This is a genomic window from Halovenus halobia (genome assembly GCF_051414135.1).
Lineage (GTDB): Archaea > Halobacteriota > Halobacteria > Halobacteriales > Haloarculaceae > Halovenus > Halovenus halobia.
In genome coordinates, this window is record NZ_JBLKOA010000001.1 from 190966 (window position 1) to 217667 (window position 26702).

The 26702-nt window shown below is 60.0% G+C and carries 27 protein-coding genes; 16 read left to right on the top strand and 11 right to left on the bottom strand.

The features are described from left to right. Positions 1-5: 5 nt before the first annotated feature. The 7 genes from ACMGFM_RS01040 (at position 6) to ACMGFM_RS01070 (ending at position 8297) form a co-directional block, all read left to right on the top strand. The gene (locus ACMGFM_RS01040; RefSeq protein WP_436900424.1) at positions 6-428 is read left to right on the top strand and encodes a DUF5518 domain-containing protein; all 423 of its coding nucleotides are present in this window, start codon (positions 6-8) and stop codon (positions 426-428) included. Between the two features lie 457 nt (positions 429-885). Next, positions 886-2979 (top strand): ABC transporter substrate-binding protein, encoded by a 2094-nt coding sequence (locus ACMGFM_RS01045; protein ID WP_436900425.1) that lies wholly within the window; start codon positions 886-888, stop codon positions 2977-2979. A gap of 26 nt (positions 2980-3005) precedes the next feature. Continuing rightward, entirely contained in the window at positions 3006-3962 is a 957-nt protein-coding gene (locus tag ACMGFM_RS01050) for an ABC transporter permease (RefSeq protein ID WP_436900426.1), read from the top strand. A gap of 2 nt (positions 3963-3964) precedes the next feature. Next, on the top strand, positions 3965-5023 hold the full coding sequence (locus ACMGFM_RS01055) for an ABC transporter permease (protein WP_436900427.1): 1059 nt from the start codon (positions 3965-3967) through the stop codon (positions 5021-5023). Continuing rightward, positions 5020-6354 (top strand): ABC transporter ATP-binding protein, encoded by a 1335-nt coding sequence (locus tag ACMGFM_RS01060; RefSeq protein ID WP_436900428.1) that lies wholly within the window; start codon positions 5020-5022, stop codon positions 6352-6354. The genes ACMGFM_RS01055 and ACMGFM_RS01060 overlap by 4 nt, the downstream gene beginning before the upstream one ends. Continuing rightward, positions 6347-7717 carry an ABC transporter ATP-binding protein gene (locus tag ACMGFM_RS01065; RefSeq protein WP_436900429.1) on the top strand — a complete coding sequence of 457 codons (1371 nt, stop codon included), beginning with the start codon at positions 6347-6349 and terminating at the stop codon, positions 7715-7717. Before ACMGFM_RS01060 ends, ACMGFM_RS01065 begins: the two co-directional genes overlap by 8 nt. Before the next feature lie 43 nt (positions 7718-7760). Beyond that, a complete protein-coding gene (locus ACMGFM_RS01070; RefSeq protein ID WP_436900430.1) occupies positions 7761-8297 on the top strand; it encodes a DUF7974 family protein in 537 nt (178 codons plus the stop codon). Here ACMGFM_RS01070 and ACMGFM_RS01075 read toward each other — a convergent pair. The 4 genes from ACMGFM_RS01075 to ACMGFM_RS01090 form a co-directional block, all read right to left on the bottom strand. Further along, entirely contained in the window at positions 8294-8878 is a 585-nt protein-coding gene (locus tag ACMGFM_RS01075; RefSeq protein WP_436900431.1) for a DUF8054 domain-containing protein, read from the bottom strand. The two genes, ACMGFM_RS01070 and ACMGFM_RS01075, sit on opposite strands and share 4 nt — an antisense overlap. Positions 8879-9119: 241 nt before the next feature. After that, positions 9120-9653, bottom strand: coding sequence for a DUF5815 family protein (locus ACMGFM_RS01080; protein ID WP_436900432.1), 534 nt, complete (start codon positions 9651-9653; stop codon positions 9120-9122). Position 9654: 1 nt separating this feature from the next. Continuing rightward, a complete protein-coding gene (locus tag ACMGFM_RS01085; RefSeq protein ID WP_436900433.1) occupies positions 9655-10065 on the bottom strand; it encodes a DUF7124 domain-containing protein in 411 nt (136 codons plus the stop codon). 50 nt (positions 10066-10115) lie between these two features. After that, the gene (locus ACMGFM_RS01090) at positions 10116-11360 is read right to left on the bottom strand and encodes an NAD(P)/FAD-dependent oxidoreductase (protein ID WP_436900434.1); all 1245 of its coding nucleotides are present in this window, start codon (positions 11358-11360) and stop codon (positions 10116-10118) included. A gap of 306 nt (positions 11361-11666) precedes the next feature. Between ACMGFM_RS01090 and ACMGFM_RS01095 the strand changes: the two genes are divergently transcribed. After that, on the top strand, positions 11667-12281 hold the full coding sequence (locus tag ACMGFM_RS01095; RefSeq protein WP_436900436.1) for a DUF6149 family protein: 615 nt from the start codon (positions 11667-11669) through the stop codon (positions 12279-12281). Here ACMGFM_RS01095 and ACMGFM_RS01100 read toward each other — a convergent pair whose 3' ends face one another. The 3 genes from ACMGFM_RS01100 to ACMGFM_RS01110 all read right to left on the bottom strand — a co-directional run bounded on the left by ACMGFM_RS01100 (position 12282) and on the right by ACMGFM_RS01110 (position 13633). Then, positions 12282-12746 carry a PUA domain-containing protein gene (locus tag ACMGFM_RS01100; RefSeq protein ID WP_436900437.1) on the bottom strand — a complete coding sequence of 155 codons (465 nt, stop codon included), beginning with the start codon at positions 12744-12746 and terminating at the stop codon, positions 12282-12284. It lies immediately after the preceding gene. A 37-nt stretch (positions 12747-12783) separates the two neighbouring features. Then, the gene (locus ACMGFM_RS01105) at positions 12784-13281 is read right to left on the bottom strand and encodes a LabA-like NYN domain-containing protein (protein WP_436900438.1); all 498 of its coding nucleotides are present in this window, start codon (positions 13279-13281) and stop codon (positions 12784-12786) included. A gap of 64 nt (positions 13282-13345) precedes the next feature. After that, the gene (locus tag ACMGFM_RS01110) at positions 13346-13633 is read right to left on the bottom strand and encodes a DUF7130 family rubredoxin-like protein (protein WP_436900439.1); all 288 of its coding nucleotides are present in this window, start codon (positions 13631-13633) and stop codon (positions 13346-13348) included. Positions 13634-13763: 130 nt separating this feature from the next. Between ACMGFM_RS01110 and ACMGFM_RS01115 the strand changes: the two genes are divergently transcribed. Both ACMGFM_RS01115 and ACMGFM_RS01120 read left to right on the top strand, forming a co-directional pair. After that, the gene (locus tag ACMGFM_RS01115; RefSeq protein ID WP_436900441.1) at positions 13764-15413 is read left to right on the top strand and encodes a methyl-accepting chemotaxis protein; all 1650 of its coding nucleotides are present in this window, start codon (positions 13764-13766) and stop codon (positions 15411-15413) included. Further along, positions 15410-16114: a bacteriorhodopsin gene (locus ACMGFM_RS01120; RefSeq protein WP_436900442.1), complete on the top strand. Its 705-nt coding sequence runs from the start codon at positions 15410-15412 to the stop codon at positions 16112-16114. The genes ACMGFM_RS01115 and ACMGFM_RS01120 overlap by 4 nt, the downstream gene beginning before the upstream one ends. Positions 16115-16123: 9 nt before the next feature. Here the strand turns inward: ACMGFM_RS01120 and ACMGFM_RS01125 are convergent, their stop codons facing one another. Then, the gene (locus ACMGFM_RS01125) at positions 16124-17305 is read right to left on the bottom strand and encodes a redox-regulated ATPase YchF (protein ID WP_436900444.1); all 1182 of its coding nucleotides are present in this window, start codon (positions 17303-17305) and stop codon (positions 16124-16126) included. Between the two features lie 25 nt (positions 17306-17330). Here ACMGFM_RS01125 and ACMGFM_RS01130 point away from each other — a divergent pair, with 25 nt between their 5' ends. Continuing rightward, positions 17331-17504 carry a winged helix-turn-helix transcriptional regulator gene (locus ACMGFM_RS01130; RefSeq protein WP_436900446.1) on the top strand — a complete coding sequence of 58 codons (174 nt, stop codon included), beginning with the start codon at positions 17331-17333 and terminating at the stop codon, positions 17502-17504. A 23-nt stretch (positions 17505-17527) separates the two neighbouring features. On the opposite strand, the gene ACMGFM_RS01135 is transcribed toward ACMGFM_RS01130, so the two are convergent. Next, positions 17528-18499: a polymer-forming cytoskeletal protein gene (locus tag ACMGFM_RS01135; RefSeq protein ID WP_436900448.1), complete on the bottom strand. Its 972-nt coding sequence runs from the start codon at positions 18497-18499 to the stop codon at positions 17528-17530. A gap of 217 nt (positions 18500-18716) precedes the next feature. Here ACMGFM_RS01135 and ACMGFM_RS01140 point away from each other — a divergent pair, with 217 nt between their 5' ends. From ACMGFM_RS01140 to ACMGFM_RS01150, 3 genes are all read left to right on the top strand, one after another. After that, positions 18717-20324, top strand: a complete 1608-nt coding sequence (locus ACMGFM_RS01140; RefSeq protein ID WP_436900449.1) for a phospholipase D-like domain-containing protein — start codon at positions 18717-18719, stop codon at positions 20322-20324. A 185-nt stretch (positions 20325-20509) separates the two neighbouring features. Continuing rightward, positions 20510-21028 carry a hypothetical protein gene (locus tag ACMGFM_RS01145; RefSeq protein WP_436900450.1) on the top strand — a complete coding sequence of 173 codons (519 nt, stop codon included), beginning with the start codon at positions 20510-20512 and terminating at the stop codon, positions 21026-21028. A 42-nt stretch (positions 21029-21070) separates the two neighbouring features. Further along, on the top strand, positions 21071-21742 hold the full coding sequence (locus tag ACMGFM_RS01150; RefSeq protein ID WP_436900451.1) for a DUF4382 domain-containing protein: 672 nt from the start codon (positions 21071-21073) through the stop codon (positions 21740-21742). Positions 21743-21794: 52 nt separating this feature from the next. Here the strand turns inward: ACMGFM_RS01150 and han are convergent, their stop codons facing one another. Next, positions 21795-23702, bottom strand: coding sequence for a Hef-associated nuclease (gene han, locus ACMGFM_RS01155; protein ID WP_436900452.1), 1908 nt, complete (start codon positions 23700-23702; stop codon positions 21795-21797). Between the two features lie 176 nt (positions 23703-23878). Between han and ACMGFM_RS01160 the strand changes: the two genes are divergently transcribed. Next, on the top strand, positions 23879-24304 hold the full coding sequence (locus ACMGFM_RS01160) for an FAD synthase family protein (protein WP_436900453.1): 426 nt from the start codon (positions 23879-23881) through the stop codon (positions 24302-24304). Here ACMGFM_RS01160 and ACMGFM_RS01165 read toward each other — a convergent pair. Further along, positions 24301-24828, bottom strand: coding sequence for a hypothetical protein (locus tag ACMGFM_RS01165; protein WP_436900454.1), 528 nt, complete (start codon positions 24826-24828; stop codon positions 24301-24303). The genes ACMGFM_RS01160 and ACMGFM_RS01165 overlap by 4 nt on opposite strands. Before the next feature lie 152 nt (positions 24829-24980). Here ACMGFM_RS01165 and ACMGFM_RS01170 point away from each other — a divergent pair, with 152 nt between their 5' ends. Continuing rightward, positions 24981-26702 (top strand): radical SAM protein, encoded by a 1722-nt coding sequence (locus tag ACMGFM_RS01170; RefSeq protein ID WP_436900455.1) that lies wholly within the window; start codon positions 24981-24983, stop codon positions 26700-26702.

A 26702-nucleotide genomic window follows, 5' to 3' on the forward strand; every position in this document is an offset into this window, starting at 1 on the left:
ACATAATGCGAGACACAGTTGACCCCGCTATCGAGGTTGACCTGGGTCCCGTCCTCTGGGCGGCAGGGGTCGTTATCATTTGTGGGCTGGTTGGAAACTTCGTGCTGGGCCAACCGCAGTTACTCGCTCACGGCGCCTTTTTGGCCGGCGTTGTCAGTTCATTCCGAAGCGACTACTATCAGAACTCGGGGAACAGTGCCGCTATCGGGACGTTATTCGGAACGCTCCTCATAACGCCAGTGCTCGTGTACCTGCGGGTTGTCTTCGTCTTTGGCATCCGGGGGACCGGCGATATCTTGTTTACCTCCGTAGCCATCGCGCTTGTCTGGCTGATTCTAACCGTTGTGATCCTGCTTCCGGTGGCGTATATCGGCTCTCTGGTCGGAGACGTCACTCGGAAGAAACTCGGTGGCCCACTCGGATACTGAAATTGTGACTGTGTCTACCGACGCCGGCTTTCCGCTGGAGTGAGGTTGTACAGTTGAAGGTAATTCCAGCAAACTGGTTTGTGAGGCCCGCCTGAGGCTGTTTTGACATATCCATTATTACCTCAAATTGGCTGGTAACAGGTTTTCGTCCGGTTCAGCCAGAGTTCTCAGCCGCTGTGTGTCAGGTATCGTATGTTACTGTGTGTAGAGTTCACTTACCAAGGAGTTGTACCGCATCAAAAACCCACCGACGGCACACTGACAACTGGTGACAAACAGTGGAGATTATTTTCTAAGCTGTACATTCATTTTGTTTAGATGCGTGGGTCAGATTCCGGGAAAACTTTATTACTATTGTGGGAAATTGGTGATACATATCGTAGCGTCATAGGGATTACCTGCTACACGCGGACCCAGCACAGCGCAGAAAACAACACTGCAGTACAACACAACACTCATGGCATCTTCAGAACACTCGGACGACCGTGCACCGGATCTCAACCGACGCCGGCTTCTCGCCGGCCTTGCAGCATCTGGCGTCGCTGCCACCGCTGGCTGTTTCGGCGGTGAACAAGAAGACGCAGACCCAGATGACGCGCGTGACCAAGCAGACGTAGACACGACCGACATCGTAGAAGGGGGACGGCTGAACTTTGCGCTCCCAGTCGGTAGCATCGGCCAGTACGACCAGGCTCAGTCCGGGTCGGCGGCAGACGCAGTTGCATTCAACACCGTCTACGACGGACTCCGCGTCACGACGCCACAGGGTGAAAGCCTGAACTGGATGGCTAACTCCTTCGAGGTGACTGACGCACAGGATGTCAGCGCGTCCACCTCAGACGCCTCGAATAACGACTATACGGAGTATATGGCGGAGTACGAGATTGCGAGCGTCACAAACGGCATCGCCACATTCGAGCTGGGCGAGAACAATCTCGTCATCAGTCGACACCCCGACGATGTGTCCGCCGTCGGCAACGGTGATCTGGGCGAGGGCGACATGATGCGGCTGCTGACTCGTGAGGAGGCCGGCGCTGCAGTCGACGGCGGCACCTACGGGACAAAAATCGAGGCCAGCGTCCACGAAGGCATCACGTTCAACAACGGCGAAGAACTGACCTCGGAGAACATCGTCCGCTCGTACGACCGGTTCGTCGGCGGCACGCTCGAAGGCCAGCAGTTCGATTCCTTCCTGCACGCTCGTTCGACCGGCGATTACAGCGTCGAGATGTACTCGCTGGAACCGGACGCGACTGCGAGCGTCTCGATTATCCCGTTCACCATCTTCCCGTCGGAACACATCGACGTCCCGCCGGGCGAACTCGACCCACGTGGCGGCGGTCCGACGCCGGTTGGCACCGGTCCCTACGAAGTCGAAGAGTTCGAGGAGGGCAATCAGCTGCTGTTGTCGCGGACAGACAACTACTGGCTCGAAGATATCGGCCTCGAGAACAAGGAGTGGTGGAATGGTCCGGAGGACTTCCCGGCTGGGCCGGTCATCGACGAGATTAACATTCGCTTCCAGTCCAACCAGAGCCAACGAACCGCAGCGCTCAAAGACGGCTCGGTCGATGTTGCCTACGGACTCTCGCCGGCGGACCAGACGACGTTCCAGCAAAGTGACCAGTTCAGTGACTACCGGGTCTCTGCAGCAGACGCGACCGGGTACAACTTCATGCAGATTCCGATTGAGGGCGACGGACCGCTGAGCAACCAGGGCGTCCGCCAGGCAATCCAAAGTGTCATTCCTCGGAAGCAAATTGTCGACACCGTCGAGGACGGCTGGGCGTCGCCCGCCCGCCTGCCTTTCCCGGTACCGTCCGCGGGGCCGGCAATCGAAGGCGATTACGAAGAAGTCGCCGAGAATGCCGACTGGGCATACCCTGTCGAACCCCAGACCGACGAAGTGAATTCGCTGGTTAACGACTCCGGTGTCGAAACGCCGCTTTCGGTCACCATTGACACCAACTCGGGCAACGCGTCTCGCCAGCAGAAAAACCAGCTCATCACCGGCGAGATGAACGAAACCGACGTGTTCGAGGACTGTGAAGTCAATCTCCCTGCGGATCTCACCACTTGGTTCCGCCAGACCCTCATTCAGGAGTCGGCGACAGCGGATTACATGGACCGAAACGCGACGGCGATGCTCGGGTTGACTGCCGGCTTCGACCCCGACAGCTATGCCCGAGGGATTCACCACCCCGACAGCTACAACGGTTGTTGTAACTTCTTCCACCCGCCGGGCACCTTCGACTTCACCGATAGTATCGACGAGGCTCGGTTCGGACTCGATGCCGTCACGGACGTCAGCGCTCGACAGGAAGCCTACCAGGATGTCTGGCCGGGAATCACCGAGACAGTTGGAAACACCATCATCGACTACTCGCTGAACGTCGCTGTCGCCGGTCCCCCCGTCCAGGGATACAACGCGTATCCTGACCCGCGGGCCCTCCTCACGTACTCGCTCCACGCACCGTATGGTAACGACGGTGAAGGACTCATCGCGTACATCGACCGTGAAGGAGACAGCGGTAACGGCGACGGCAACTAGGCGGCTCCGGTAACTCTATTACAACTATGAGCCTTCGACGGTTTATCATTCGCCGCGTGTTAGTTTCTATCCCAATCCTGCTTGGGGTGTCGATGATCACCTTCTTTCTCGTCAACCTCGCGCCGATTGACGTGGTGGACGTGATTATCGGGATCAATCCCGACGCGACGCAGGCAGACTACGCGAGGTTACGCGAGGAACTCGGGATCAACAGGCCGATTTATATCCGGTACCTGGACTGGCTCGGGAGCGCCCTTCAAGGTGACTTCGGGCCGGTCTACTCCCGTGGACTGGACGCGGGCGAGCTGATCGCCGCCCGCTGGAAGGAGACAGTCCTCCTCGGGCTGTACGGGTGGGTGATTGCGCTGTTGATCGCCATCCCGATTGGTATCTACTCCGCACTCAAGAAAGGCCAACTCGGCGACGATGTCGGCCGGTTCGCCGCACTGACCGGTATCTCGATCCCGAACTTCTGGCTCGGGCTGATACTGCTCGGGTTCTTCTCCGCACAACTGGGTATTTTCAGCGCATCGACGCCACAGACGCCGTTACTCCACGCGAAAACACTCACGTGGCTGTTGTTGCCAGGAATCACGATTGGGTCGGCAGCAGCGGCGAACCTGATGCGTATCATGCGAACGTCGATGATCGAGGAGATGAACAAAGAGTACGTGACCGCTGCGCGTGCGAAGGGCCTTCCTGAGCGGACGGTAATGCTCAAACACGTGTTGCGAAACTCGCTCATCTCGGTCGTCACCGTTGCAGCCTTCCTGACCTCAGGTATCGTCGCCGGTTCGGTTGTCGTCGAACAGGTGTTCGGCTGGCCGGGTCTGGGAAGGGCATTCGTTACGGCGGCCACGAGACAGGAAATCAATCTCATTCTCGCTATCACGCTGTTCACCGGGACTGCGATTGTGCTCATGAACCTGGTCGCTGATATCATGTACGCCGTACTCGACCCACGAATCAGAGACGAATACTAACTATGTCAACGAAACGAGGACGAATCACAATCAACGGATTCGACGCGGATGTAGTCGAACAGCGAGAGGAGCTGTCCGACTGGAGTGACGATAAAGACACCAACCTCGAGAGCAGGTGGCGACGGGTCGCTCGCGAAATCAGACGGGACCGGCTGGCACTCATCGGTGGGGCTGTCGTGTTCGTGATGGTGTTGCTGGCGATATTCTCCCAGCCAATCCGGGCGTTCGGAGTCACCATCCAGCCCATCTCGATTACGCCGTACGACCCGGGTCAGCAGTTCGTGGCTGGCACGACAGAAAACTACGCCTACCCGAGTTTCCTCCCGTGGTCGGAGGGGTCGCTGCTGGATTACCCGTTCGGGACCGACACGCTCGGTCGTGACGTCTTCTCGCGGGTCATGGCGGGCACGCGCTACAGCGTGACGATTGGCCTCATCGTGACGGCCATCTCGGGAACCTTCGGCGTGATTTACGGCGGTATCTCGGGCTACTTCGGCGGCAAAGTCGACGGCGTTCTCATGCGCTTCGTCGACATGATTTTCGCCTTCCCCGGACTCGTGCTGGCGATTGTGATCCTGTCGCTGTTGGGCAAGGGCTACTGGCCGCTGGTGCTCGCGTTTACCGCGACCGGCTGGGCAGGCTACGCCCGTCTCATCCGTGGTGAGATTCTGAAAGTCAAGCAAAACGAGTACGTGCTCGCAGCGAAGGCACTGGGTGCCCGGGACCGTCGGGTGCTGTTCCGTCACGTCGTCCCGAACTCGATTGCACCGGTTATCGTCCAGGCGACGCTCTCAATCGGGACTGTCGTCATCGGTGTCGCGGCACTCGGTTTCCTCGGGCTCGGCTTCCCACCCGGCACGCCTGAGTGGGGAACGATGATTAACGCAGAACAGGGGACGGTTCTCAGCGCCCGTGGCTGGATTCGATGGTGGGTCACGGTCTTCCCGGGAATGATGCTGTTCCTGTTCGTGATGGCGATGAACATGATTGGTGATGCTATCAACGACGCCTTGGACGCACAGGGTGGCGAAGGAATCGACGCCGCAGGTGGTGGCGGATGACGCTGCTGGAAGTCAGCAACCTGACCGTGAAATTCTACACCCCCGACGGTGTCGTGCGAGCGGTCGATGACCTCTCCTACCAGATCGACCGGGGAGAGAAATTCGGCGTCGTCGGTGAGAGCGGTGCCGGCAAGAGCGTGAGTGCGCTGTCGCTGCTCCGGCTCATCGAAGACCCCGGACGGATCGACAGCGGCGCAATCCGCTTCTACGAGGACGACGCTGTCCAGACGTTCGAGGAGGACTTCCCGAACAAGGTCGTTGACCTCGAAGAACTCCGCAACGAGACCGACCGGACGTCACTCGCGGAGTCACTCGACGAAGAGGGCGCCTCTGCGGAGGAACTGACTGGCGATAGCCGGTACGCTGGCGACGACCTAACCGATGTGCCAGCCGACGAACTCAGCATTCAGCGAGTCCTCGAAGGCGGCTACGGCTCGGATGTCGGCCTCATCGACGAGCAGGACTTTATCGTCAAAAACGGCGACCGGAGCTACATCGAACTGCTCCGAGCACCCGAGAAGGCCATCCAGCGAATCCGGGGCAACCGAATTGCGATGATCTTCCAGGACGCACAGACCGCGCTGAATCCGGTCTACTCCGTCGGCGAGCAAATCTCGGAGGCGATTCGACACCACCTCGATTACAGCGACAAAGAGGCCAAGGAGCGGACAATCGAGTTGCTGGATCAGGTTGGTATTCCGGACGCAGAGGCGCGCTACGGAGATTATCCCCACGAGTTCTCCGGCGGGATGCAACAGCGTGTCATCATCGCGATGGCACTGTCGTGCGACCCGGACCTGTTGATTGCCGACGAGCCGACGACTGCGCTCGACGTGATGACCGAGGCGAAGATTCTCGGTGAACTGGAGACACTCAGCGACGAGTTCGACACGTCGATTACGCTCATCACCCACGACCTAGGGGTCATCGCAGAGTTGGTCGACCGGGTGGTCGTGATGTACGCCGGTCGGCCGGTCGAGAAGGCGCCGGTCGACGAACTGTTCTACGACCCGAAACACCCCTACACGGTCGGGTTGATGGCCTCGATTCCCCGTATCGGAACGGGTGCGGACAGGCTGAAGACCATCCCGGGGACGATGCCGGACCTCATCGAGGTTCCATCTGGCTGTTCGTTCCACCCTCGGTGTCCCTACGCAGAGGAAGCCTGTACCAAGAAGGACCCGATGCTGGTCGAACCTGAGACCGGCGAACCGGCAGAAGCGGAGGACGAACGCGGTGTAAGCTGTCTCGAATACACCGGTGACCTCACGCAAGGGCTCTCCTTCGACGTGAGTGTCGACAACACGGCAGTAGGTGAGCAACATGAGTAGGACCACAGAGCCGATTCTCGAAGTTGACGGATTGAAGAAGTATTACGAGACAGGTGGCAGTTTCGTCGATTCGCTGCTGGGTCGCTCGAACACAGTCAAAGCAGTCGACGGCGTCGACCTGACACTGCAACCGGGTGAGACTCTCGGCGTGGTCGGCGAGAGTGGCTGTGGCAAGACGACACTCGGCCGCGCACTGCTCCGGCTAATCGAGCCAACCGACGGCTCAGTCACGTACCGCCAGCGAAACGACGACGGTACCGTCGACGAACTCGACCTGACCGAACTGTCGAGTTCCCGACTCCGGGACCTCCGGACGGACCTGCAGTACATCTTCCAGGACCCGTTCTCGAGTTTGAACCCCCGGATGACCGTCGGCGACATCGTCGGTGAACCGCTGGACGTTCACGACCTGGCCTCCGGCGAGGAACGGGCCCAACGCGTCGAGGAACTGCTGGATACGGTCGGGCTGAACCGCAGTCACGCCTACCGCTACCCACACGAGTTCTCCGGCGGCCAGCGCCAGCGTATCGGCATCGCCCGTGCGCTGGCGGTCGACCCCGAGGTTATCATCTGTGACGAGCCGGTCAGTGCGCTGGACGTGTCCGTGCAGGCCCAAATTCTCAATCTGCTGTCGAACCTGCAGGAAGAGTTCGACCTCTCGTACATCTTCATCGCACACGACCTGAGCGTGGTCGAGCACATCTCCGACCGCGTCGCGGTGATGTATCTCGGCGAAATTGCCGAGGTCGGCACCACCGAGGAGCTGTTCACCGCACCACGGCACCCCTACACTGAGGCGTTGCTCTCGGTGATTCCGGAGCCGGACCCGGGCTGGGAAGGCAACAAGATTCTGCTGGACGGCGAGGTCCCTTCGGCTATCGACCCGCCGTCGGGCTGTCGATTCCACACCCGGTGTCACCGGGTAATTCCGCCCGAAGAGCTGAGTATCGAGCAGGAGACGTTCCGCTCGGTTCTGACGCTGAAACTGTACGCACGGGAGGCTGAGTCAACGACAGAACTCGTCACGCTGGGCGAAAGCGGACAGCTCCAGGAGGAGTACGACGAGGACGACCCAGACGCCGTCGACAGGATGCTCCGAGACGCGTACGGCATTCCCTCCCAGTTGCCGGACACGACCGCAGAGGAGAGCCTTTCGACCGCTATCGAGCGTCTCGTCGAGGCGGAACCGCCGGCCGCCGCGGAGAAACTCGAAGAGGTCTTCGTCTCGCCGTGTGAGAAACAGCAGCCCGAACTGGAACAGACGGCCGAGACGAAAGTCTCCTGTCTGCTGTACACCGACGAGTACAACACCGGAGAGCCGGTCGTGACCGACCAGACCGGCGACGCCGCGGCCGACGACTGACCGAAACGATACGTTGTTTACTTCTGAGCCGCTACGTCAACTAATGCGTCGGATTTACGAATCGGATGCCCTCGAACGCGACGACAAGGAGCCACTTGCACCCCGGGAGCGCCAGCGCGAGACCAAGCCCCAGTCGTTTCGTTCGATTAGCGGCTCTGCCTGGAGTGACCGACTGCTCCCCCACAGGGTCCGGCGGTGGGCCGTGACGGTCGACCTGACGGCGCCGGACGACCCCATCGGACAGGGCGAGGATATCCCGTTTCAGTTTACCCTGAAGAACAGACTGCCGATGCCGGTCACGATACCGACCGACTCGCCGCGGCTGTGGACTTGGACTGTCGACGGCGCACAGAGCGCGTCACACGTCTCTCTAGAGAAGCCGCCGACAGAGACGAACAAACTCAAACTCGACCGCGGCGAGCGCCTCCGGATTCGGCGCACCTGGTCGGGGATGTTCCGGGTGAGCAAACGAGAGTGGGAACACGCCGAGCGAGGCGAACACACCATCCGGGCCGCAGTCAACGTCGCCGACCCAGAGGCGGCCAATCTCACAGACGAGACCACCGTCTACATCTCCTAGCTGTTCATATCGACACCCTGGTCCTCTTCCATCCTGAACTCGAGGAACCGGCGGTCACAGTCCGTGCAGTACAGCGTGATGACCTGCCTGTCGCTACAGCAGGACTGCACCGGCGTGTTGTTGAAGTCCATCGTCCCATCGCAGAACAGACACCAGTCCTGGAACGACCGAAGAGACTGGGCTATCATAAAACGCTGGTTCGTGGGCACGTCGTCCCAGGCGGGCTCAATCTCGCGAAGCGCGCGGTCGGTCGCAACGTCGAACACGAACGCGCCCTCCGAGGGCCAGTTGTAAACGGTGTTGTACACCCGCCAGGCGGTGTAGTCGTGGTCTTTCTCCAGTACTTCCGACTCCGGAGCGTCGAACAACTGTGCGATGTCTGTGATATCAATCTCTTCGGTTTGTAGGTTCTCGATGTGACCGGCGACCCGCTCTGCGAAGGAGTCGGTGAAGGCGAGTTTCTGCTCGTCGCCCGTGTCCTTGACAGCACCTGCCTCCTTCAGGAATGGCTCTGGCTGGACGGCGTTCTGTCGCTCCTGTTTGATTCGCTCCGCGGTCGACTGCGTCTGCTCTTCTGACATAGGCCATTGTTGTCCACAGCGCGTTATAAATACACGGCACTCGTGTGGTTGGTTGACATGCCCAGTCACCCGACAGCTGACACGCTCTGTCTGCTGGTTTGGTGTTCTCAGGAAGCTCCTGCTGGGGTCGATTCAGACCGCCGAGTCGTACTCGTCCTCGAAAAACCGATGGACGAGTCCATCGTTGTTCCGCTCACGCTGTTCGCGGAACTCCCACAGGGACGTCTCGTCCTCGCTCGACTCAGACCGCCGAGTCGAACTCGTCCTCGAAGTCCCGTTCGCTCCGATAGGCGTCAACGAAGGCGTCAAGTTCGAATTCTTCGAGCTGTTTCTCGAACTCAGAAACGGTTGGACCGTCGTCAGCGTGGCTAATTGCGTGTTCCATCAGCTCGACCAGCAGTTCCACGACGGTTCGGTGGAGCTCGTAAGAATCCATATCAGCAACCCAGACGAGGCCGTAGCCGACCTCCCCGTCGGCTGAGCAGTCGGCGACTGCCACATCATCTGGGTGCTCCTCGCGGACCATTGCGAGCGCGTGAGCGGTGCTGAACTCGTCGTAATCGTCGTCGGTCGTAATCGTTGCCCGGAGCGTATCGACGAGAAAGTCTGGCACGAACCGGCCCAGCGGGTGGACATCCATCACGACGGCGTGGGTTGCGCCACAGCCACAGGCCAGTTCGCGCATTCCCAGGTCTACGTCGTGGGTGTGGACTGTCTCGCCGCAGGGCAAATCGAGGTGGTCGTCGGTGCCGCCCGGGACGTGTGGTTCCGCCATCTTACGGCCAGTCTTCGCGACTCTCCTGCTCGATTTGCTCGGGCTGCTCGTCTGGCGCAAGCTGCCAACTGGCGGCTTCGGCCGCGTCTTCGACGTTGACGTACTCCCAGCCAGTCTTTCCGGCGAGTTCCTCGTCAGCCGACTCCGTGCCGACGAAGACGTATCGCTCGCTGTCGAACTGCTCTTTGATGTTTTCGAGGCTCTCCTCGCGGCTGCGCGGCCCCGAGAAGAAGTCCTGTCTGATTCGGTGTTTCCGCGTGAAATTCGTCACGACGTAGGTCGGTTTCTCCGAAATCACGCCCACGTAGTTCGTCCACTGCCGGGCGTCTGTGAAGACTGAATCCGGCGCACGGAGCTCTTTCAGCGCGGCCAACTCGAACGCAAGCGTCATATCGCCATTGCCGCCATCCATACCAGATCCTCCGGTGTCTACTAAAAAAAGGCCGTCGGTCCCTTCAGAGCCTAGTCCGCCTGCGGTGGCTCTTCGAGTTTGTCGACGTTGATATCCGGTTCGAGCAGCTTCTCTTTCTGGTCGGCGACCTGCAGCTGCTCGCGGATAATTCGTTTCAGCGCGGACTGCTGTGAGAGGTCACCAATCAGCACGCCCCCGATCAGCTGTCCGTTCTTGAACGCCAGCCGTCGCCATTCGGTGTCGGAGTACTTTCGCTCGGCCGTCTCGTCGCCAAGCGTCGGATGTCCAAAGGAGAGGAACGGGAACTCGAAGTGCGTAATCGAGTACGAGGAGACCCACTGGAAGGACTCCACGGGCTCGTCAGCGACCATGTTCTGTGCCGCGACTGCGCCCTGTTCTTTGGCTGAGCCCCACGCACCGTTCTGGGCCTGCTCGCCCAGCAGCGTGTCGTAGAACTGCGTAATGTCGCCAGCAGCGTAGATGTTGTCGACGTTGGTCTGCATGTGTTCGTCGACGACGACGCCGTCGTCACACTTGACGCCGCTACCGTGCAGCCACTCGGTGTTGAAATTCAGGCCGATTGCAACCCCAACCCAGTCGGCGTCGAATCGCTTGCCGTTGGGGTCAACTGCAGCCTCGACGTGACCGTCGTCGTCCACCTCGAAGTGGTCGACGCCGGAGTCGAACTCCAGGTCGACACCCTTCTCTTCGAGTGCGTCGTGGATGATCTCGGCTCCCTCCAGTGAGAGTGCGTATCGCCACCAGCGATTGCCACGCATCAGGTACTTCGATTCCAGTCCCTGTGCGGCACAGACTGCCGCGAGGTCGATTCCGAGCAGGCCCGCCCCGACGATGACGCCCGTCTCGGACGTTTCTGCGTGTTCTTTGATTTCACGGGCGTCCTCGAACGTCCAGAAGTGGTGAATTCCCTCAGCGTCAGAGTTCTCGACTGGAAGCTGTGTTGGCGTTCCCCCCGTCGCCACCAGCAGCTTGTCGTAGTCGTAGCTCTCTCCGCTGTGGGTGTGCAGCGTCTGTGACTCGGCGTCGACCCGGTTGACGTGTGTGTTCAACTGGAGGTCGATGTCGCGCTCTTCGTACCACTCCGGTTCGTGAATTGAAATCGGTGCTTCCGGCAGTTTCCCCTTCGCGAACTCCTTGATCAGAATGCGGTTGTACAGCGCCTCCCCTTCGTCCGTGATGACCGTCACGTCCGCGTCGGGGTCTTCCTCTCGGATGGTTTCGGCCGCCGAACTCCCCGCGATTCCGTCGCCGACGATTACGTGCGACGTGCTCATATCGGTAGTTATACGCCGGGGTTAATGTGGGTTGCTATTCGTGTAATTCACGCTGTCATCTCTCCCATTCGTGCTGAAAAATACCGATTCAACTCCGAATTATCAGATTATACACGAATTAACGTGATGTTTTGGACGAGAACTCCCTGCGTTTTGCGGGTGCTGAATATCGATTCATTCGATTGTTGTCCTATCTGAGTGATCGTTCTCAGTTGTGGAACAAAATCGGGGACAACAGCGGTCAGTCGGCGTGTTCGACCGCCGGGACCGACGAGGTGAAATGTCTCGCTCGCCAATACTCAGTCGATGAAAATCCGCCAGAACGTTCGTCACTGGGCATCGAAGCAGGCGCTGACTATGCCGGTCGTCGGCGATATCGTCGAGGACCGACTTGTCGACATGCACACCGATATCTTTCTGGACCGGGCTGCGGAGAGCGGGCGAGCGGACCGCCGTGAGCACCTGCACGATTTCTTCGACGCGACGATGGACACCTACGTTGCGGCGCTGGAAGAAGGCCACTCAGAGGCAGACGCACGAGAGATCACCCACATCCAGGCGAACTTCGACTTTTACAATCACGGCTGGACCGAGATGATGGAGTTCCCGGTCGAGGAACTCGGCGAGCACTACGACCGGTACGAGACGTTTTTCGAGACACACGGTATTTCGATCGAGGACCCACTCGGGAACTTCCGGCCCGCTGATGGAATTGCCGACGCGCCCTCGACGCCGGAGAACCTCGAAGAACCGGAACACCCCTACGCAGAAGGCGGATTTGCCGACGATGTCTACGTCGAAGGGCCGGACGGCGAAGTCCACGTCGGCGGCCAAGAGGAACCGACTGACCTCGACCCGACAGAGGTACTCGGCATCGACGCCAACGAAGAAGCCACAGAAGAGTCGAGCACCGCTGACTAATCAGGCGGTTCCGATTGTATCTCGCACCTGAACGGCCATTCCAGTGTGGAAATTGAGCATCCCTTGCCCGGAGAGTTCTGCACGGCCAACGGCTAACAGCCGACCGTCTTCGTGTTCGACCAGCACTTCGTCTCGCGGTCTGATTGCCTGGTCTGCACGGGTGACGAACTTCGCGAAGGCGTTTCTGCCGTCTCTGACGAACGGTTCGCTCTCGTCACCAACAACGACGCGGTACGCTCCCTGTAGTCCGTCCTGCAGGCGCTGGCCGCCCTCGATGCCCAGCCGGATGCGCCCGTCCTGTTCGTACGTGCCGAGGCGCTGCTCACCGGCGTGAATCTGTCGGAGTCGTCCCGAACTTGTCCGCGTGACTGAGAGCTCCTCTGTCGGCGGAAACAACAGCTCGCCCGCGGTGGGGCCGAACTGGTAATCCGCGACGGTCCGCAACGCAGTGATATCGTCAGCCATTATCTGTGATTTTGCGGCCAGTCTCAAATGCCTTCGCTTAGAGTAAGAAGCGGTCCGTATCACTACTCATGTCCCGGAAGCTATCCGCCGCTTCGACGAGTTCCTCGGCGGTCGATTCGGCGAAACAGGCAACTTCGATTCGGACACCCTCGTGTTTGAGGTGGTGACAGAGTCGCGTAAAGTCGCCGTCGCCGGTACAGAGCACAATTGTATCGACGTGATTAGCGAGCGTGATGGCGTCGAGACAGATACCAACGTCCCAGTCTGCCTTCTTCGAGCCGTCGGCGAAGGTTTTGATATCCTTGATCTGGGTCTCGAAGCCGATGTCGACGAGTGCGTCGAAAAAGGACTCCTCTTCGGGCGCGTCTGCTCTGATGACGTAAGCAATCGCGCGGGTCAACTCTCGGTCGGAGACACACTCCTCCAGCAGCGCGGCGTAGTCGATATTCCGGGTGTACATGCTCTGGGCCGTGTGATAGAGGTTCTGCGAATCCGCAAGCACGGCCACACGCTGATTCTGATGAATCTCGCTCATACACAGAGTCGTCGACCCAGCCGTTTAGTAATTATCACAGCGCAGTCCTGTCGAGCGCAGCGAGTCAGTCTTCTTGCCAGTAGTAAATTTCCTCCTTGGCTGCGCCGCAGGACGGACACTTTTCTGGAATGTTCTCGATTTGGCCCATCTCGCCACACTCCCAGCAGCGCCACATCAGCGCGTCGCCGTGCTCGGTCGACTGGTTCGGCCCTGCCAACACCTCCACGTCGGGGTCGGCCTTGATGTAGAAACCGTGCTCGTCGACGCCTCGAATCGTTCCAACCCGTTCCCCCCCTTCGTCGTACACGACCATCCCTGGCTTCAGTTCACGCCGGTCTGTTGTCTCACTCATACGCAAGTGTTATTCACCTAACAGCATAAATCTGTGCCTGATATTCACACACAATTTTGTACCGACACAATTCCATATTCTGTCACGATCCCTTTCAAAAATGAAAATTAGGCTGAAGGGTATTTACAAGATGCAACTCAACTCAGAGTTGATGAACATAACAAGCGTTCTGTTTCCGGAACGGGCCCGACAGAGCCTTACGCTCAAGATGGGGGTCGGGTTTGCTCAGATCCTCCTCGTCACACTAATTTTCGGGGCAGCAGTGAGTGCAGAGCTTGCAACCGTCGCGACCAGTGGTGACGCGACGGCGGTTCGCAACGTTGCACTGTCAGGGTTTGTGGGACTAATTTTGCTCATGGTGATCAACCTTGGCCTGTTCGCGGCGACAGTTGGTGGGAACCTGGCCACGTCGCTACGCGGGTTGGAATACAAGACTGAGCAGATCGCTGGCGGTGACCTCGATGTTGACCTCTCGACTCGTCGTTCGGACGAAATCGGCCGGCTATACGACTCTTTCGAGGAGATGCGCGTCTCACTTCAGGGCTCGATTGCGGAGGCCGAACAGGCTCGCAAGGAGGCAACCGAGGAGAAAGAACGTGCCAAACAGGCCCGTACAGAGGTCGAACAGGAGCGTGAACGCCTCGAAACAATCAACGCGGAATTACAGCGAGACGCCGACAGATTCAGCGAGACGATGGACGCCTGTGCGGCCGGCGATTTCACGCAGCGCCTGAACGCAGAGACTGAGAACGAGGCGATGGTTGAAATCGAAACGTCGTTCAACGAGATGATGACACAGATCGAGGGACTGGTCGGCCGGATTCACTCCTTTGCAGAGGAAGTTGCTGTGGCCTCTGCGGAAGTCAACGACCGAGCGTCGGCAGTTCAGGAAGGGAGTCTGGAGGTGAGCACATCGATACAGGAAATCTCTGACGGCGCAGACCAGCAAACCGAACAAATCCAGACGATCGCCGGTGAAATCGAGGACATCTCGGCTGCGACCGAACAGATTGCCTCCAGTGCGGCGGAGATGGCGTCAACGTCTCGCGAGGCGGTCCAGACCGGCCAGCAGAGCCGCGAAACCGCAGAACAGGCCATCAGTGAGATGAACGCTGTCGAACAGCAGACGACGGACGCGGTCCGGTCGATCGAACAACTCGAATCGGAGATGGCTGCCATCGGCGAAGTGACAGACTTGATCGCCGAAATCGCCGAACAGACGAATATGCTGGCGCTCAACGCTTCAATCGAGGCTGCTCGCGCGGGTGAAGCAGGCGAAGGATTCGGTGTTGTCGCCGACGAGATCAAATCACTCGCGGAGGAGACGAAAGAAGCGACCGCCGAAATCGAGGAGCTGATTACGCAGGTCCAGAGCCAGACCGACGAGACAGCGAGCGACATCCGGGAGACCAGCGAGCGAATCTCTGCTGGACTGGAGACTGTCGAAGAGACCGTCAACGCGCTCGAACGAATTGTCGAAAATGTTGAAGAGGTCAATACGGGAATCGAAGAGATCGACCGGTCCACCGACACGCAGGCCAACTCCGCCGAACAGGTCGTCTCGATGACTGACGACGTGGCGAATATTTCCGAAGAGACTGCCGCTCAGTCCTCGGAAGTTGTCGAGGCGGCAAACAGACAGCAGGAGTCAGTCGAGTCGGTGTTTACCCAAACTGACGAACTTTCCGAACGGGCGAGTTCGCTCCAGGAGATTCTCGACGAGACGGAGGTACGCGAGAAGCACGCTACTGATGGCCAAACACTGGAGGGCACACTATGATTGGTGAACCGTCGACGTGGTTTGCCGTCGGTGCGGTCGGAATGGTCTTCGGAACAGCAGTCTTCGGAATCGGGCTGGTCCGGGCTGACAAGAGCGTTCGAAAATACTACGCCACGCTGACGGCAATCAGCGGTATCGCTGCGGTGGCGTACGTGTTGATGACGATTGGAATCGGTTCGGTCTCCGTTGGAAACCGGATGGTCTTGGTGCCACGATATATCGACTGGTTGCTCACAACGCCGCTTTTGCTACTATATCTGTCACTATTGGTGGACGCAAGCCGGTCGCTGGTTGCAAAGATTGTCGCGGTCAACGTCGTCGTAATTCTCGGTGGCCTCGGCGCAGCGCTCCTCCCCGGCCTCGAACGGTTCATTCCGTTCGCCATCGGTGGGCTTGCCTACCTCGTGCTCGCCTATCTCCTCCTCGGGCCACTCACTGAGCGCGCTCGCGGGCAGCCAACAGAGTCGCTGTTCCGTGGGTTGCGGAACTTGACCGTTATTCTCTGGTCAATCTATCCGATTATCTGGCTGCTCAGTCCCTCGGGCTTCGACCTGTTGACCATGCTCACGAACGTGTTGCTCGTCGTCTATCTCGACCTGGTGACGAAAGTTGGGTTCGGGTTAATCGCAGTCAACGCTGGTGCTGTCCTTCGAGAGCAACTAAAGAGTCGGTCTGACGCTTCGAGTCCCGCCAGCAGCTAACGCTGGCGCTCAGTTTGCGGTGCTGACAATTTTGATTACGTCGCCTTTTCCGAGTTCATGGTCTTCGCTAATCCGACGACTCTCGCGGGCGTCGACAGCGTGGAGGTAACCCTCGCCGATGTCTGAGTGGACGGCGTAGGCCAAATCCAGTGGTGTCGACCCACTGTCGAGCAGAACTGCGTCGGGGAGCATTCGGCCCTTGCCATCGATCCACTTCGTCTCGTTCTCGACAGGGTAGGCGGTGATCTGGTCGAGGACGTCGTAGACCACGGTATTCAGCGCTCGTTGTACGCCGGTTCCGCCCCACTGCTCGGTGACTGTTCGAATCTGTTCGAGACCCTCCCGTTGCTGGTCGCTCACGTCGCCGCTAATGTCGAACGTCTCGTCGCCGGGGTCGTACTCGACGACGCCAGCCTCGGCCCCGCGTCGGAGCGCGAGTTCGCCGTCGGCAGTCACCGGAATCACCCGGTCGGCCGCCTCGCGCAGACGGTCGATATTCCCCTCGGGGGCGATGTCAGCCTTGTTTGCGACGACAATCATCGGCTTGGTCTGGGCACGCAGTTCACGGGCCAACTCTCGACGGTGCTCCTCCTCCCACTCTCGCGGGTCCTCTGGATACTCGGTGTTACGCAAAACCAGCGCGATGTCCGCAACTGTCGCGCCGACGCCGGTCAGCATCTCCGACAGGGCGTCGTCGATGTCGAAATCGGGCGAGCGAGACTGGCGCTCGATCGTCTCCCAGTTACGCTCGATAATCGACGCCAGCCAGCGGTCCATCTCCTGCTCGATGAAATCGAGGTCCTCGACGGGGTCGTGCTCGCCTACTTCGACCGGTTCACCCTCCTCGTTGGTCGCGCCCGCGGCGTCGACGACGTGGAGGATTGCGTCGGCGTCGGTCAGTTCGTCGAGAAACTGGTTGCCCAGTCCCCTTCCCTCGTGAGCACCCGGCACCAGTCCGGCAACGTCGTACAGTTCCACGGGGACGTAGCGTTTGCCGTCGCGGCAGTTGTCGCTGTCACAGCGGCGGTCACGGTCGAGACAGGGACACTCGGTGCGGGCGTAACTGACTCCTCTGTTGGCGTCAATCGTGGTAAAGGGGTAGTTGCCGACTTCGACGTCGGCCATTGTCGCGGCGGTATAAAAGGTCGACTTGCCGGCGTTTGGCTTGCCTGCAAGCGCGAGCGAGAGCATACTGTCCCTTGCTGGGCCGGGGGAAATGGCTTTTCGGTTCTTGCCCTGGTTACTGCGCTTCCAGCGCTTCGGTGAATTGCTCACTGAGGTAGCACTGCTCGAACGGAGACCGTACGACGAAATCCCGCCGCGCGTCGAGTATCGACCCTCCGACGATGGAACAGCACTCTGTGCACTCTTCGACCCAGTCTTAGAGTGAGAACAGCAACGCGACTCTGGCGGTTAATCAGAACTCTGTTCGGGACGTTCCGGGCCCAACTGCTCTGTGTTACCCTCGTCTGTCTCTACAGGCGCGTCCGACTCGGTGCCCGCTGTCTCTGTGACCTCAGGCTCGGGAACGACCGAGTCCTCGATGACATTCTCCGAGACCATCGAGGTCTCCTCAGTTGCTCGAATTCCACCTTCGACGGTCGCGTCGTGGTGGACTTCGACGTATTCTCCTGAGACGTCGCCGCGGATCACCGCATTCGGTCCGATTCGGACCGTCCCCTCACGGGTGGTCACGTTGCCAGTTACCTCCGTTCGTGCACCGACTGTGATTCCCTCGCGTGCGCGGAGACTGCCAAAGAGTTCGTTGTCCCGACCGACCACCAGCGATTCCGCGCGAATGTTGCCGTGCAGGCGGCAGTCGTCGCCGATTCGACCCGGCGTCGAAACCTGCCACGCGTCGTCGCTGACGCGGCTACCTTTTGGGATCAGGACGGGTTTTTGCCCGGATTCGTCGTCGACCATCGAGGCGACTAACTGCTCTGCTGCTTCTTCCTCACCGATCCGCAACAGCTGGGTGAGGTACATGAACAGGAAGACAATCGTCGGCATCGGGTCGCGGATGATGATGCGCCCGTTTGCGTCGAAGCCCTCTGCGATATCCACGTCGTCGCCAATATCCAGGTCACCTGCAACGCGCAGGCCGCCACCAATCTGGACGCGCTCGCCGAGATAGGCGTCTTCCCCGACGAGCACGTTGTCAGCAACTTCACACCACATGTCCAGCCGACAATCTCCCTCTGCTTCGATGTGACCACCGAAGACGACTCGCTCGCCAGCGATGACGTTGCCTGCCCGGACCCCAAACTCGACGGTACTCTGGCTCCCGATGATCACGTCGCCCTCGGTTACGAGGTCATGCTCCTCGACGTGAATCCCGTCGGGGATCACCAGTTCGTCCAGCGGGTCTGAGCCAAACGTCGACACAGCTATATCCGTGGTTTCCGACGTATTAAAGCCTCAGGCTGCGTCTGACGGTTGTCTGACGCACGGCTGACGGCCACTTTTTACTGGCCGTTCGCGCGGGTATCGGCCAGTCCACACTCGTCTGACCCAGCCCTCGAATTTATACCGAATCCCGCGACCAATCCCCCGCGTGCGCCGGAGCCTGCTGGTGTGCTGTTTGCTGCTCTGTACTGGCTTGGTGGCTGTCACTGCGACACCCCCCGCCACAGCCACGAATACGGGCAACACGACGGCCCAGCCACAGATTGTCGAGGTGTATCCCAATCCCGTCGCAGACGAAGACGACGGCGAGTTCGTGACGGTCAAATTCCCGGAAGGGATAGACCTGCGCCGGTACGCACTGATTGACGAGACAGAGCCAGTCAGCCTCGCCGCCGTGGTCGAGCGAGACCAACTCTCTGCACCTCGCCGTATTACCCTCTCGACGGACCCTGCTGTGACCGAACGCCTGACGAACAGAACAGTTCAGGAACTTCCTGACCGGGTTCGAATGGCGAACAGCGGTGACGATATTCGACTGCTCCGGGATAGTACGGTAATCCAGCGGGTCAGCTACGAATCCGCAGACAGTGCTGAACGGTATCTGGTGCGCTCCAGAGAGTGGCGACCACTCCGGGGCAGTAACTTCTCAATTACAACCGCCACTGGCGGCACTGTCGAAGCCTTCGTACTTCCTGACAATCCAACACGGGCTGTCGAGTTTCTCGATTCTGCCGACAACCGCATTTCTCTGGGGGGCTACACGCTCTCTTCGGAGGCGGTGGTCGACACGCTACTTGCGGCGCGCAAGCGCGGCGTCGAAGTCACGCTCTTGCTAGATGGGTCTCCGGTAAGCGGACTCAGCACCTCAGCCGCGAACGCGCTCTCAGAGCTCTCCCGCGCTGGCGTTGACCTCCGAGTAATCGACGGGCCACGCGCAAGAGTGCGGTTTCACCACGCGAAGTACGCCATCGTCGATCAGCGCGCGCTCATCACCACAGAAAACTGGAAGCCAAGCGGCCTCGGGGGCCACTCAAGCCGCGGCTGGGCCGTGATTACCAGACAACAGCGCATCGTCCGCGCACTCAACCAAACGTTTCACAGCGACCGGGGCTGGGTCGACGCGAAGAACTGGCAATCCACAGCGAAGCGAGGCGGCGAAGAGAAACCGCCAACTACGGATTACCCGACGAATTTCAGCCCGACCTCGTTCGAGGTAGAGCAAACTGCGTTGCTCCTCGCGCCCGACAACGCTGAGCGTCGACTTCGCAAACTCCTCGCCAACGCCAGTGAACAAATTCGGATCGAGCAGATGTCCATCAACCCGGCGTTTCCACTGCTAGAGGCGGTCCTCGCCGCCGCCAGACGCGGTGTCGAAGTAAAAATTCTGCTGAGCGGTGCGTGGTACGTCGAAGACGAAAACAACCGCCTCGCTCGGAACCTCAACGAACGAGCGGACGTCGCAAATCTCCCGCTCAGCGTTCGAGTCGCCAATCCGCAGGACCGATACGAAAAGATCCACGCGAAGGGCCTGATTGTCGACGGTGAAACAACAGTCGTCGGCAGTCTCAACTGGAACAACAACTCGTTCCGGCACAATCGAGAAGTCGCACTCCTAATCGACAGTAAGGGTGTGGCGGGATACTATGGCCACGTGTTTGCCAGCGACTGGGCTGGGGCAGCCCCAGAGTCTGAGTCCCGGCGCGTCCCGGTTGGTCTGCTCGGCGCAGTCGCGATTATGGCTGTGCTCACCGCTGGTGGAACCCGCAAGATTCGCTTCGAATCGCAGTCTCGAGGGCGCGGCTGAGCGCGGACGTCCCACCATTTTGCCCGCGAACTGACGCTGCGCTCGGTTCGTCCGTTTACGTCCGTTTCCGAGATGGGCTGTGAATCGTTCAAATCCGTTTAAATCGGTCCATTCGGTCCTGGACGGTTCAATTTCGAGAACCATCTTCCCCCCTTTTGTGGCTGTCTCGCCCAGAGTTGGATGCAATGAGCGCACAAAAGCTACTGACGATCGCAGCGGTGTCGGCACTACTGTTTGGCGGCGTCGCCGCCGTCAGTGCGGCCGACTCAGGCGCAATGGGCGCAGAGAACGCATCGACCGACCAGGTCCCGGACGAAGCACTGGCACAGAACACGGAGGACGCAGACGCGGGAGCCGAGAACGCGGACAGTGACATGCCTGCACAGGCGGGCGGCGCAGAAAACGGCTCCAACGCGGCTGACCGCTCGAACACTGTTGGCCCGAGTGACGGCCTTCCCGAGCAAGTCCCCGAGCACGTGAGCGAGATTCACAGCGCAATCGAGTCGTTCCTCAACGACACGATTGCCAACCTCGGCGAAACTATCTCGAGCATCTTCGACTCGTCCGCGGACGCGAGCGAGGACGCTGGTAACGCTGACGGTGAAGAGATGAGCGACGAGGAAATGAGTGATGACGAGCAGATGGACGACGAGAAACTGGACGACGGCAACGAGACGGCTGCTCCCGCTGATGTCCCCGCATAATTACCAAGGGTCATCCGTTTCAAACTCTAATAACTGATACACATGACAGACTATACTATGGACAGACGGACGTATCTCGCAGGGCTCGGCGCAGCAGGCGTCGCTGGCCTTGCGGGCTGTTCCGGCGGCACTGCAGCAGCAACAGGAACACTCGCGACAGCCGTAACCGACCAGCCCGGCGACATCGCAGACTTCGAGTCCTGTGTCGTCACGATAGTCGGCATCTGGCTCGCCCCTGCCGGTGAGCAGAGCTCCGACGACGGTGAGAACACGACCGAAGACGGTGGCGAGAACACGACTGAAGACGGTGAGAGCGAGGAGGGCGGCCGCGAGTACATCGAGTTCGACGAGCCACAGGAGGCTGACCTCGTCGAACTGCAGGGCGAGAGTACCCAGTTGATCGACGAGCGCGAGCTCGAGGTGGACGAGTACTCCTTCATGCAACTGGACACCGATGGCGTCGAAGCGACGCTCGACAACGGTGAGTCCGCAACCGTCGAGGTTCCCGGCAACGCACCGCTGAAGTTCAACAAGGCCTTCGAGATTCGAGCCAACACCCGGACGACGTTCACGGCCGACTTCACGCCGGTCAAACGCGGGCGTTCCGGCAGCTACAATCTCCAGCCGGTCGCACGCGGCGTAACCGTCGAGTACGAACAAATCGAGAGCGAGTCGAACGGCAACGAGACTGAACAGAACGAAACCGAGCAGTAAGAGTTTCCGCTGGCGCTTTTTTCAGGTAGTCGTCAAAAACGTCCCGAGTAGCTCAGGCTTCTTCGGGCATCACGGCCGAACTCCCGAGTTCTTCGTCGATTTCGGCGTCAGCCATCTTTTCGACGAGCGCTTCGATAACTTCCTCGCGCATTCCGCTGACGAACTTGATCGACCCGACAACGAGGTGGCCGCCACCGCTGACGCCCGCGCCCTCGACATCCTCTTTCAGTTCTGCGACCATCTCCGGGATATCCAGTCGGACGCCGTCGGAGCGGAGCACTGCAAAGTCAGGCCCGAACCCGATGGTGATGACTGGGTCGCCAGTCTCGGCAACCTTCTTGTCGTGAATTTTGCCGGTCGTCTTTCCGGGTGCCGGGTAGGTGAATCGGCGGGCGTGTTTCTCCACGTCGATCCGGTAGAGGCGCGCGCCGTTGTCGAGGTCTTCCTCGGTGACGTGTTGCATCGCCGCGTCGAGTTGGTTGTCGACGTCGCGGGCGGCCCGCTCGCTGAGGAGGTCGACCACGCGCTCGTGGCGGTCACGGTCCTCACAGTTGACGTTCAGGAGGTCGTTGACGTACTCCCGACCGTCGTTGTATCGGAGCCAATAGGTTGCGTAATCGAGTGCTTCGCCGATGTCGCGAAGGTCTGGCGTCTCGTAGCCCTCTTCAGCCGCGAGGTCGAGATAGTCGTCCATTGCCTCGCCTTCCGAGCGGTCCGCAATGCCGGCAACGGCAGGGACGTGTCGGAGTTCGTCGGTGATCTCTGGGTCGATCATCCGCGCAATCTCGACACACATCATCCCGGTCGTGATTCGGTAATCCTCGTCGTGCAGGTACGGATTGACGTGGTGTTCGGCGAACTGCTGGACTGCGTCCGGGTCTGGGTGGTGGTGGTCGACCACGAGAATTGGCACGTCGTAGTGTGCGAGATTCTCGTAGGCTGGCGTGTCTTCCTCGGTACTCCCGTTGTCGAGCATCAGGAACAGGGGGAGCTTCTGGCCGTGTCGGTTGCGGTTCTCTAGAGCGAAGTTGAGGTCTCGCGTCACGTCTTCGAGTTCGTAGTACGGCGCTTTGCTCGGCAGTCGTTTGAGGAGGTGACGCGGTGCCTCGGGGTCCTCCCACGTCTGCTCGATGAACCGCTCGAGTGCGTACTGCAGCGGGACACTCGCACAGAGTCCGTCACCGTCGGCGTGGTGGCGAATTCTGATTGGGCGGCCCGAGAGCACAGTTTCTCGCAGCCGCGTCGCCACCGCCGAGAGGTCGTCGCGGAGTTTCTCGAAGGCAGGCCATTCGACCAGCGGCTCGACGTCGGCGGCACCAATCGCGTCACTGCTCGTGAGGTCGTCCTCTACCTGTTCGGCTGCCTCACCAGCGAGTACGCTCAGGTTATCGACTTCGAGCTGGTGTGCGCCGTCGCGCTGTTCGACGGTGCCGGTCACGCGAACGTAATCGTCCAGTTCAACTTCAGGGTACGCTCGGACGCCTGCCTCCTCGAAGGCGGCACACGGAACGACTCGGTTTGGCGTACGGACCTGGAAGATGGTTGGGCCGCCGGTCTGTTTGATCTGGACGACCTGCCCGTCGAGATGTGCCTGTTCGCCAGCAATCTCCCCGAAATCGACGGTCACTGCACGAGTCCCCGGACCGACCGGTTCTGTCTCGTACTCGGCGACCTGCACTTCGATGAAACTGATATCGCCGTCCTCCCGAACCGCGTCAAGTTCGACGATCAGCTCGTCGGCGACATCGTAGGTGCCGATAAGATTCGAGTTATGGACGAGCCCAGAGAGCTGCTCGGAGATATCGACGAAGACGCCGTATTCGACAACGCCGTTGACTGTCGCATGATACTTGTTACCTGTTTCAACGTCCTCTACGCCACACTGAGAATCGAGATCGTAGACGACAGTGGAGCGATCGAGGTCGGTACCGTCCTCCCCGGTACCATTGGGTGTAGACATATGCACCATGTACGACGTTATCAGGTTTTTACTCTTCGATTCGGAACGCTTAGAAGGCGGCAGTCCCGACTGACGGCTATGCGACGCCTTCGGGGACTCTGTCCCGGCGGTACCGAGCCCATCTGGGACGGCGACCACACCACGGCAACAGGACGGGGGCTTCCCGGTGAGTGCCGATGAGACCGGTGGTCGCTCAGGGGACCTTCGATATCCTTCACCCCGGCCACGTTCACTACCTTCGAGAAGCCAAAGCCATGGGTGACCGCCTCCACGTCATCGTCGCCCGCGAGACGAACGTGACACACAAAGCCGCGCCTGTTGTGCCCGAACGACAGCGCGTCGAGATGGTCGAGGCGCTGGACCCCGTCGACGACGCCCGACTCGGTGACCCCGACGATATCTTCGTCCCGATTGAAGCAATTGACCCTGCGGTTATCGCACTGGGTCACGACCAGCACCACGATATCGAGAAACTCGAGAGTCAACTCGCCGACCGCGGTCTCGACTGTGCTGTCGAGCGCGTCTCCGGCCGGGCAGCAGGCGCAGACGAACTCCTCTCTAGCGGGCGAATTATCGACCGCATCCTCGAACAGCGCGGTTAGGGAACTTCTATCTGTAACAGCGGCGCGGCCCACAGCACCTGGTCCCCGTCGACTAGTTCGAGTCTGTACTCGCCCAGCCCAGTTTTCTGTCCGTTGGCGTTGAGGGTCCGGCCCGCGATTTCGATTTCGATCAGGTCGTCTTGGGTCTCTTCTGTTGGGCTGATTGCGAGCGAAAACTGCGCGCCCTCGCCGAGCGGAATCGGGTCGCCAGTCTGGTCGTACACTCGAACGTCGTAGGAGGTCCAGCGACCTTCCGGGACGTCCATGGGCTGTTGGTGCCAGTGGCTGTTCGACAGTTTTCCGTGCCAGTGAATCTGGACGAGGCGTGTGTCTGAATCGCCTTCGTAGATTTCTACCGGAAATGACGACCTCAGTGTTGTCTCACCGACCTGTGGCCCCTCCGTGCCGCTGTCCGGTTGGTCCTCACCGCCACTCTCCGACTCGGGGCTGGAGCTCGTACAGCCCGCGAGCGCGACACCGCCGGCGAGACAGCTACCAAGCAGGTGCCGTCGAGAGAGTATCATCGTATCGGAACTTGTGTGTCGGCAAATAGATAACTTTCGCAGACTGACGATAGCGATGCACAGCCGGCACTGGAAGCGCCCACCGCAGTAACTCCATACCGCACTGGCAGGCGACCGGGGAGGTTTTGAGCGTCGAACGGCTACCAGTTCGTATGCACGACCCGGCCACTCTCGACGTAACTATCGTCGACGGCTACGTCGACGAGCCGGCACACTTCGGCGTTCCGCCGTACATCTCGACATATCCGCGGTACACTGCCGGCGCGCTCGTCGACGCCGGTGTCGAACAGGATTCGATTCGATATCTCACTATCGACGCCCTTCGCGAGGAGCGCTCGCGCTGGCAGCAGGTCGAAGAGGCTGACTTGCTCATCTACGTCGGCGGAATGACAGTCCCCGGCAAGTACGTTGGCGGCACACCAGCCGAACCTGACGAAGTGAAGCGACTGGCCTGGACCGCAGAGGGAACGACACTGATGGGCGGCCCAGTTCGATTCGGCGTCGGCGACGAAAATTCCGGCGCGCAAGATATGGAACGCGACGACCTCGATTACGATTTCGTCGCGAAAGGCGACATCGAGGCCGCCGCCTACGACCTCGTCCACGGTGGGATGGAAGGCTTTAGCAACCGGATGCGGGACAACGAGGAAATCACACGGTGGGCGAGCAAGGGCGCATTCGTTGTCGAACAACACCCCAACCACCCCGAGTATCTCATCGCAGAGATGGAGACCTCCCGTGGCTGTCCGTACCGGTGTTCGTTCTGTACCGAACCGCTCTACGGCGCGGACCCGAGTTTCCGGAGTCCCGACTCTGTCGTCGGCGAGGTCGCGGCGCTGGCCGACCACGGCGTCCGGGACTTCCGACTGGGCCGGCAGGCAGATATTCTCGCCTACGGCGGCGACGGCGAAGCACCGAACCCCGAGGCGTTGCGAGAACTCTACGGCGGCATTCGCGAGGCAGTGCCGGACCTGCGGACGCTTCATCTGGACAATATGAACCCGATTACGATTGTCCGGTGGCCGGAGAAATCCCGCGAGGGAATCCGGATTATCGCCGAACACAACACGCCCGGCGACACTGCAGCGTTCGGGCTGGAGTCAGCCGACCCCGTCGTTCAGGAGAAGAACAACCTCAACGTCAGCGCCGAGGAGTGTTTCCGCGCAGTGAAGATTGTTAACGAGGAGGCCGGCTGGCGGCCGGGAGGTGCGGGGGACCCCCGGACCTCCGGACGCGACAGTGCCCCGAACTTCGGCTCCGACGCTGCCCAGCGACTGCCGAAACTGTTGCCGGGAATCAACCTCGTTCACGGCCTGATGGGCGAACGCAGGGAGAGTTTCCAGCACAACAAGGACTTCCTGCAGCGGGTCTACGACGAGGGGCTGATGTTGCGGCGCATCAACATCCGGCAGGTGATGGCCTTCGATGGCACCGAGATGTCCGATACCGGCGCGGAGATTGCCAACGACCACAAGAAACTGTTCAAGCAGTACAAACAGGAGGTCCGGGAGACAATCGACAACCCGATGCTCAAGCGGGTTGCCCCGCCGGGCACAGTGCTTGAAGACGTCCACCTTGAATATCACCAGGACGGCAAGACTTTTGGCCGCCAACTCGGCACCTACCCGCTGCTGGTCGCAATTCCGGGCGAGCGCCCGCTGGGTGAGATACTCGATGTCGCGGTGACTGCCCACGGCTATCGCTCGATTACTGGCGTCCCCTACCCACTGGACCTGAACGACGCCTCGATGGACGAACTGACCGCGATTCCTGGCGTCGGCAGCCAGACTGCGGGCGATATTGTCGTCGATCGGCCCCACGACTCCCTTCCCGACGTTGCACCACTGTCGAAGTTCGCCCACACCCACGAGTGA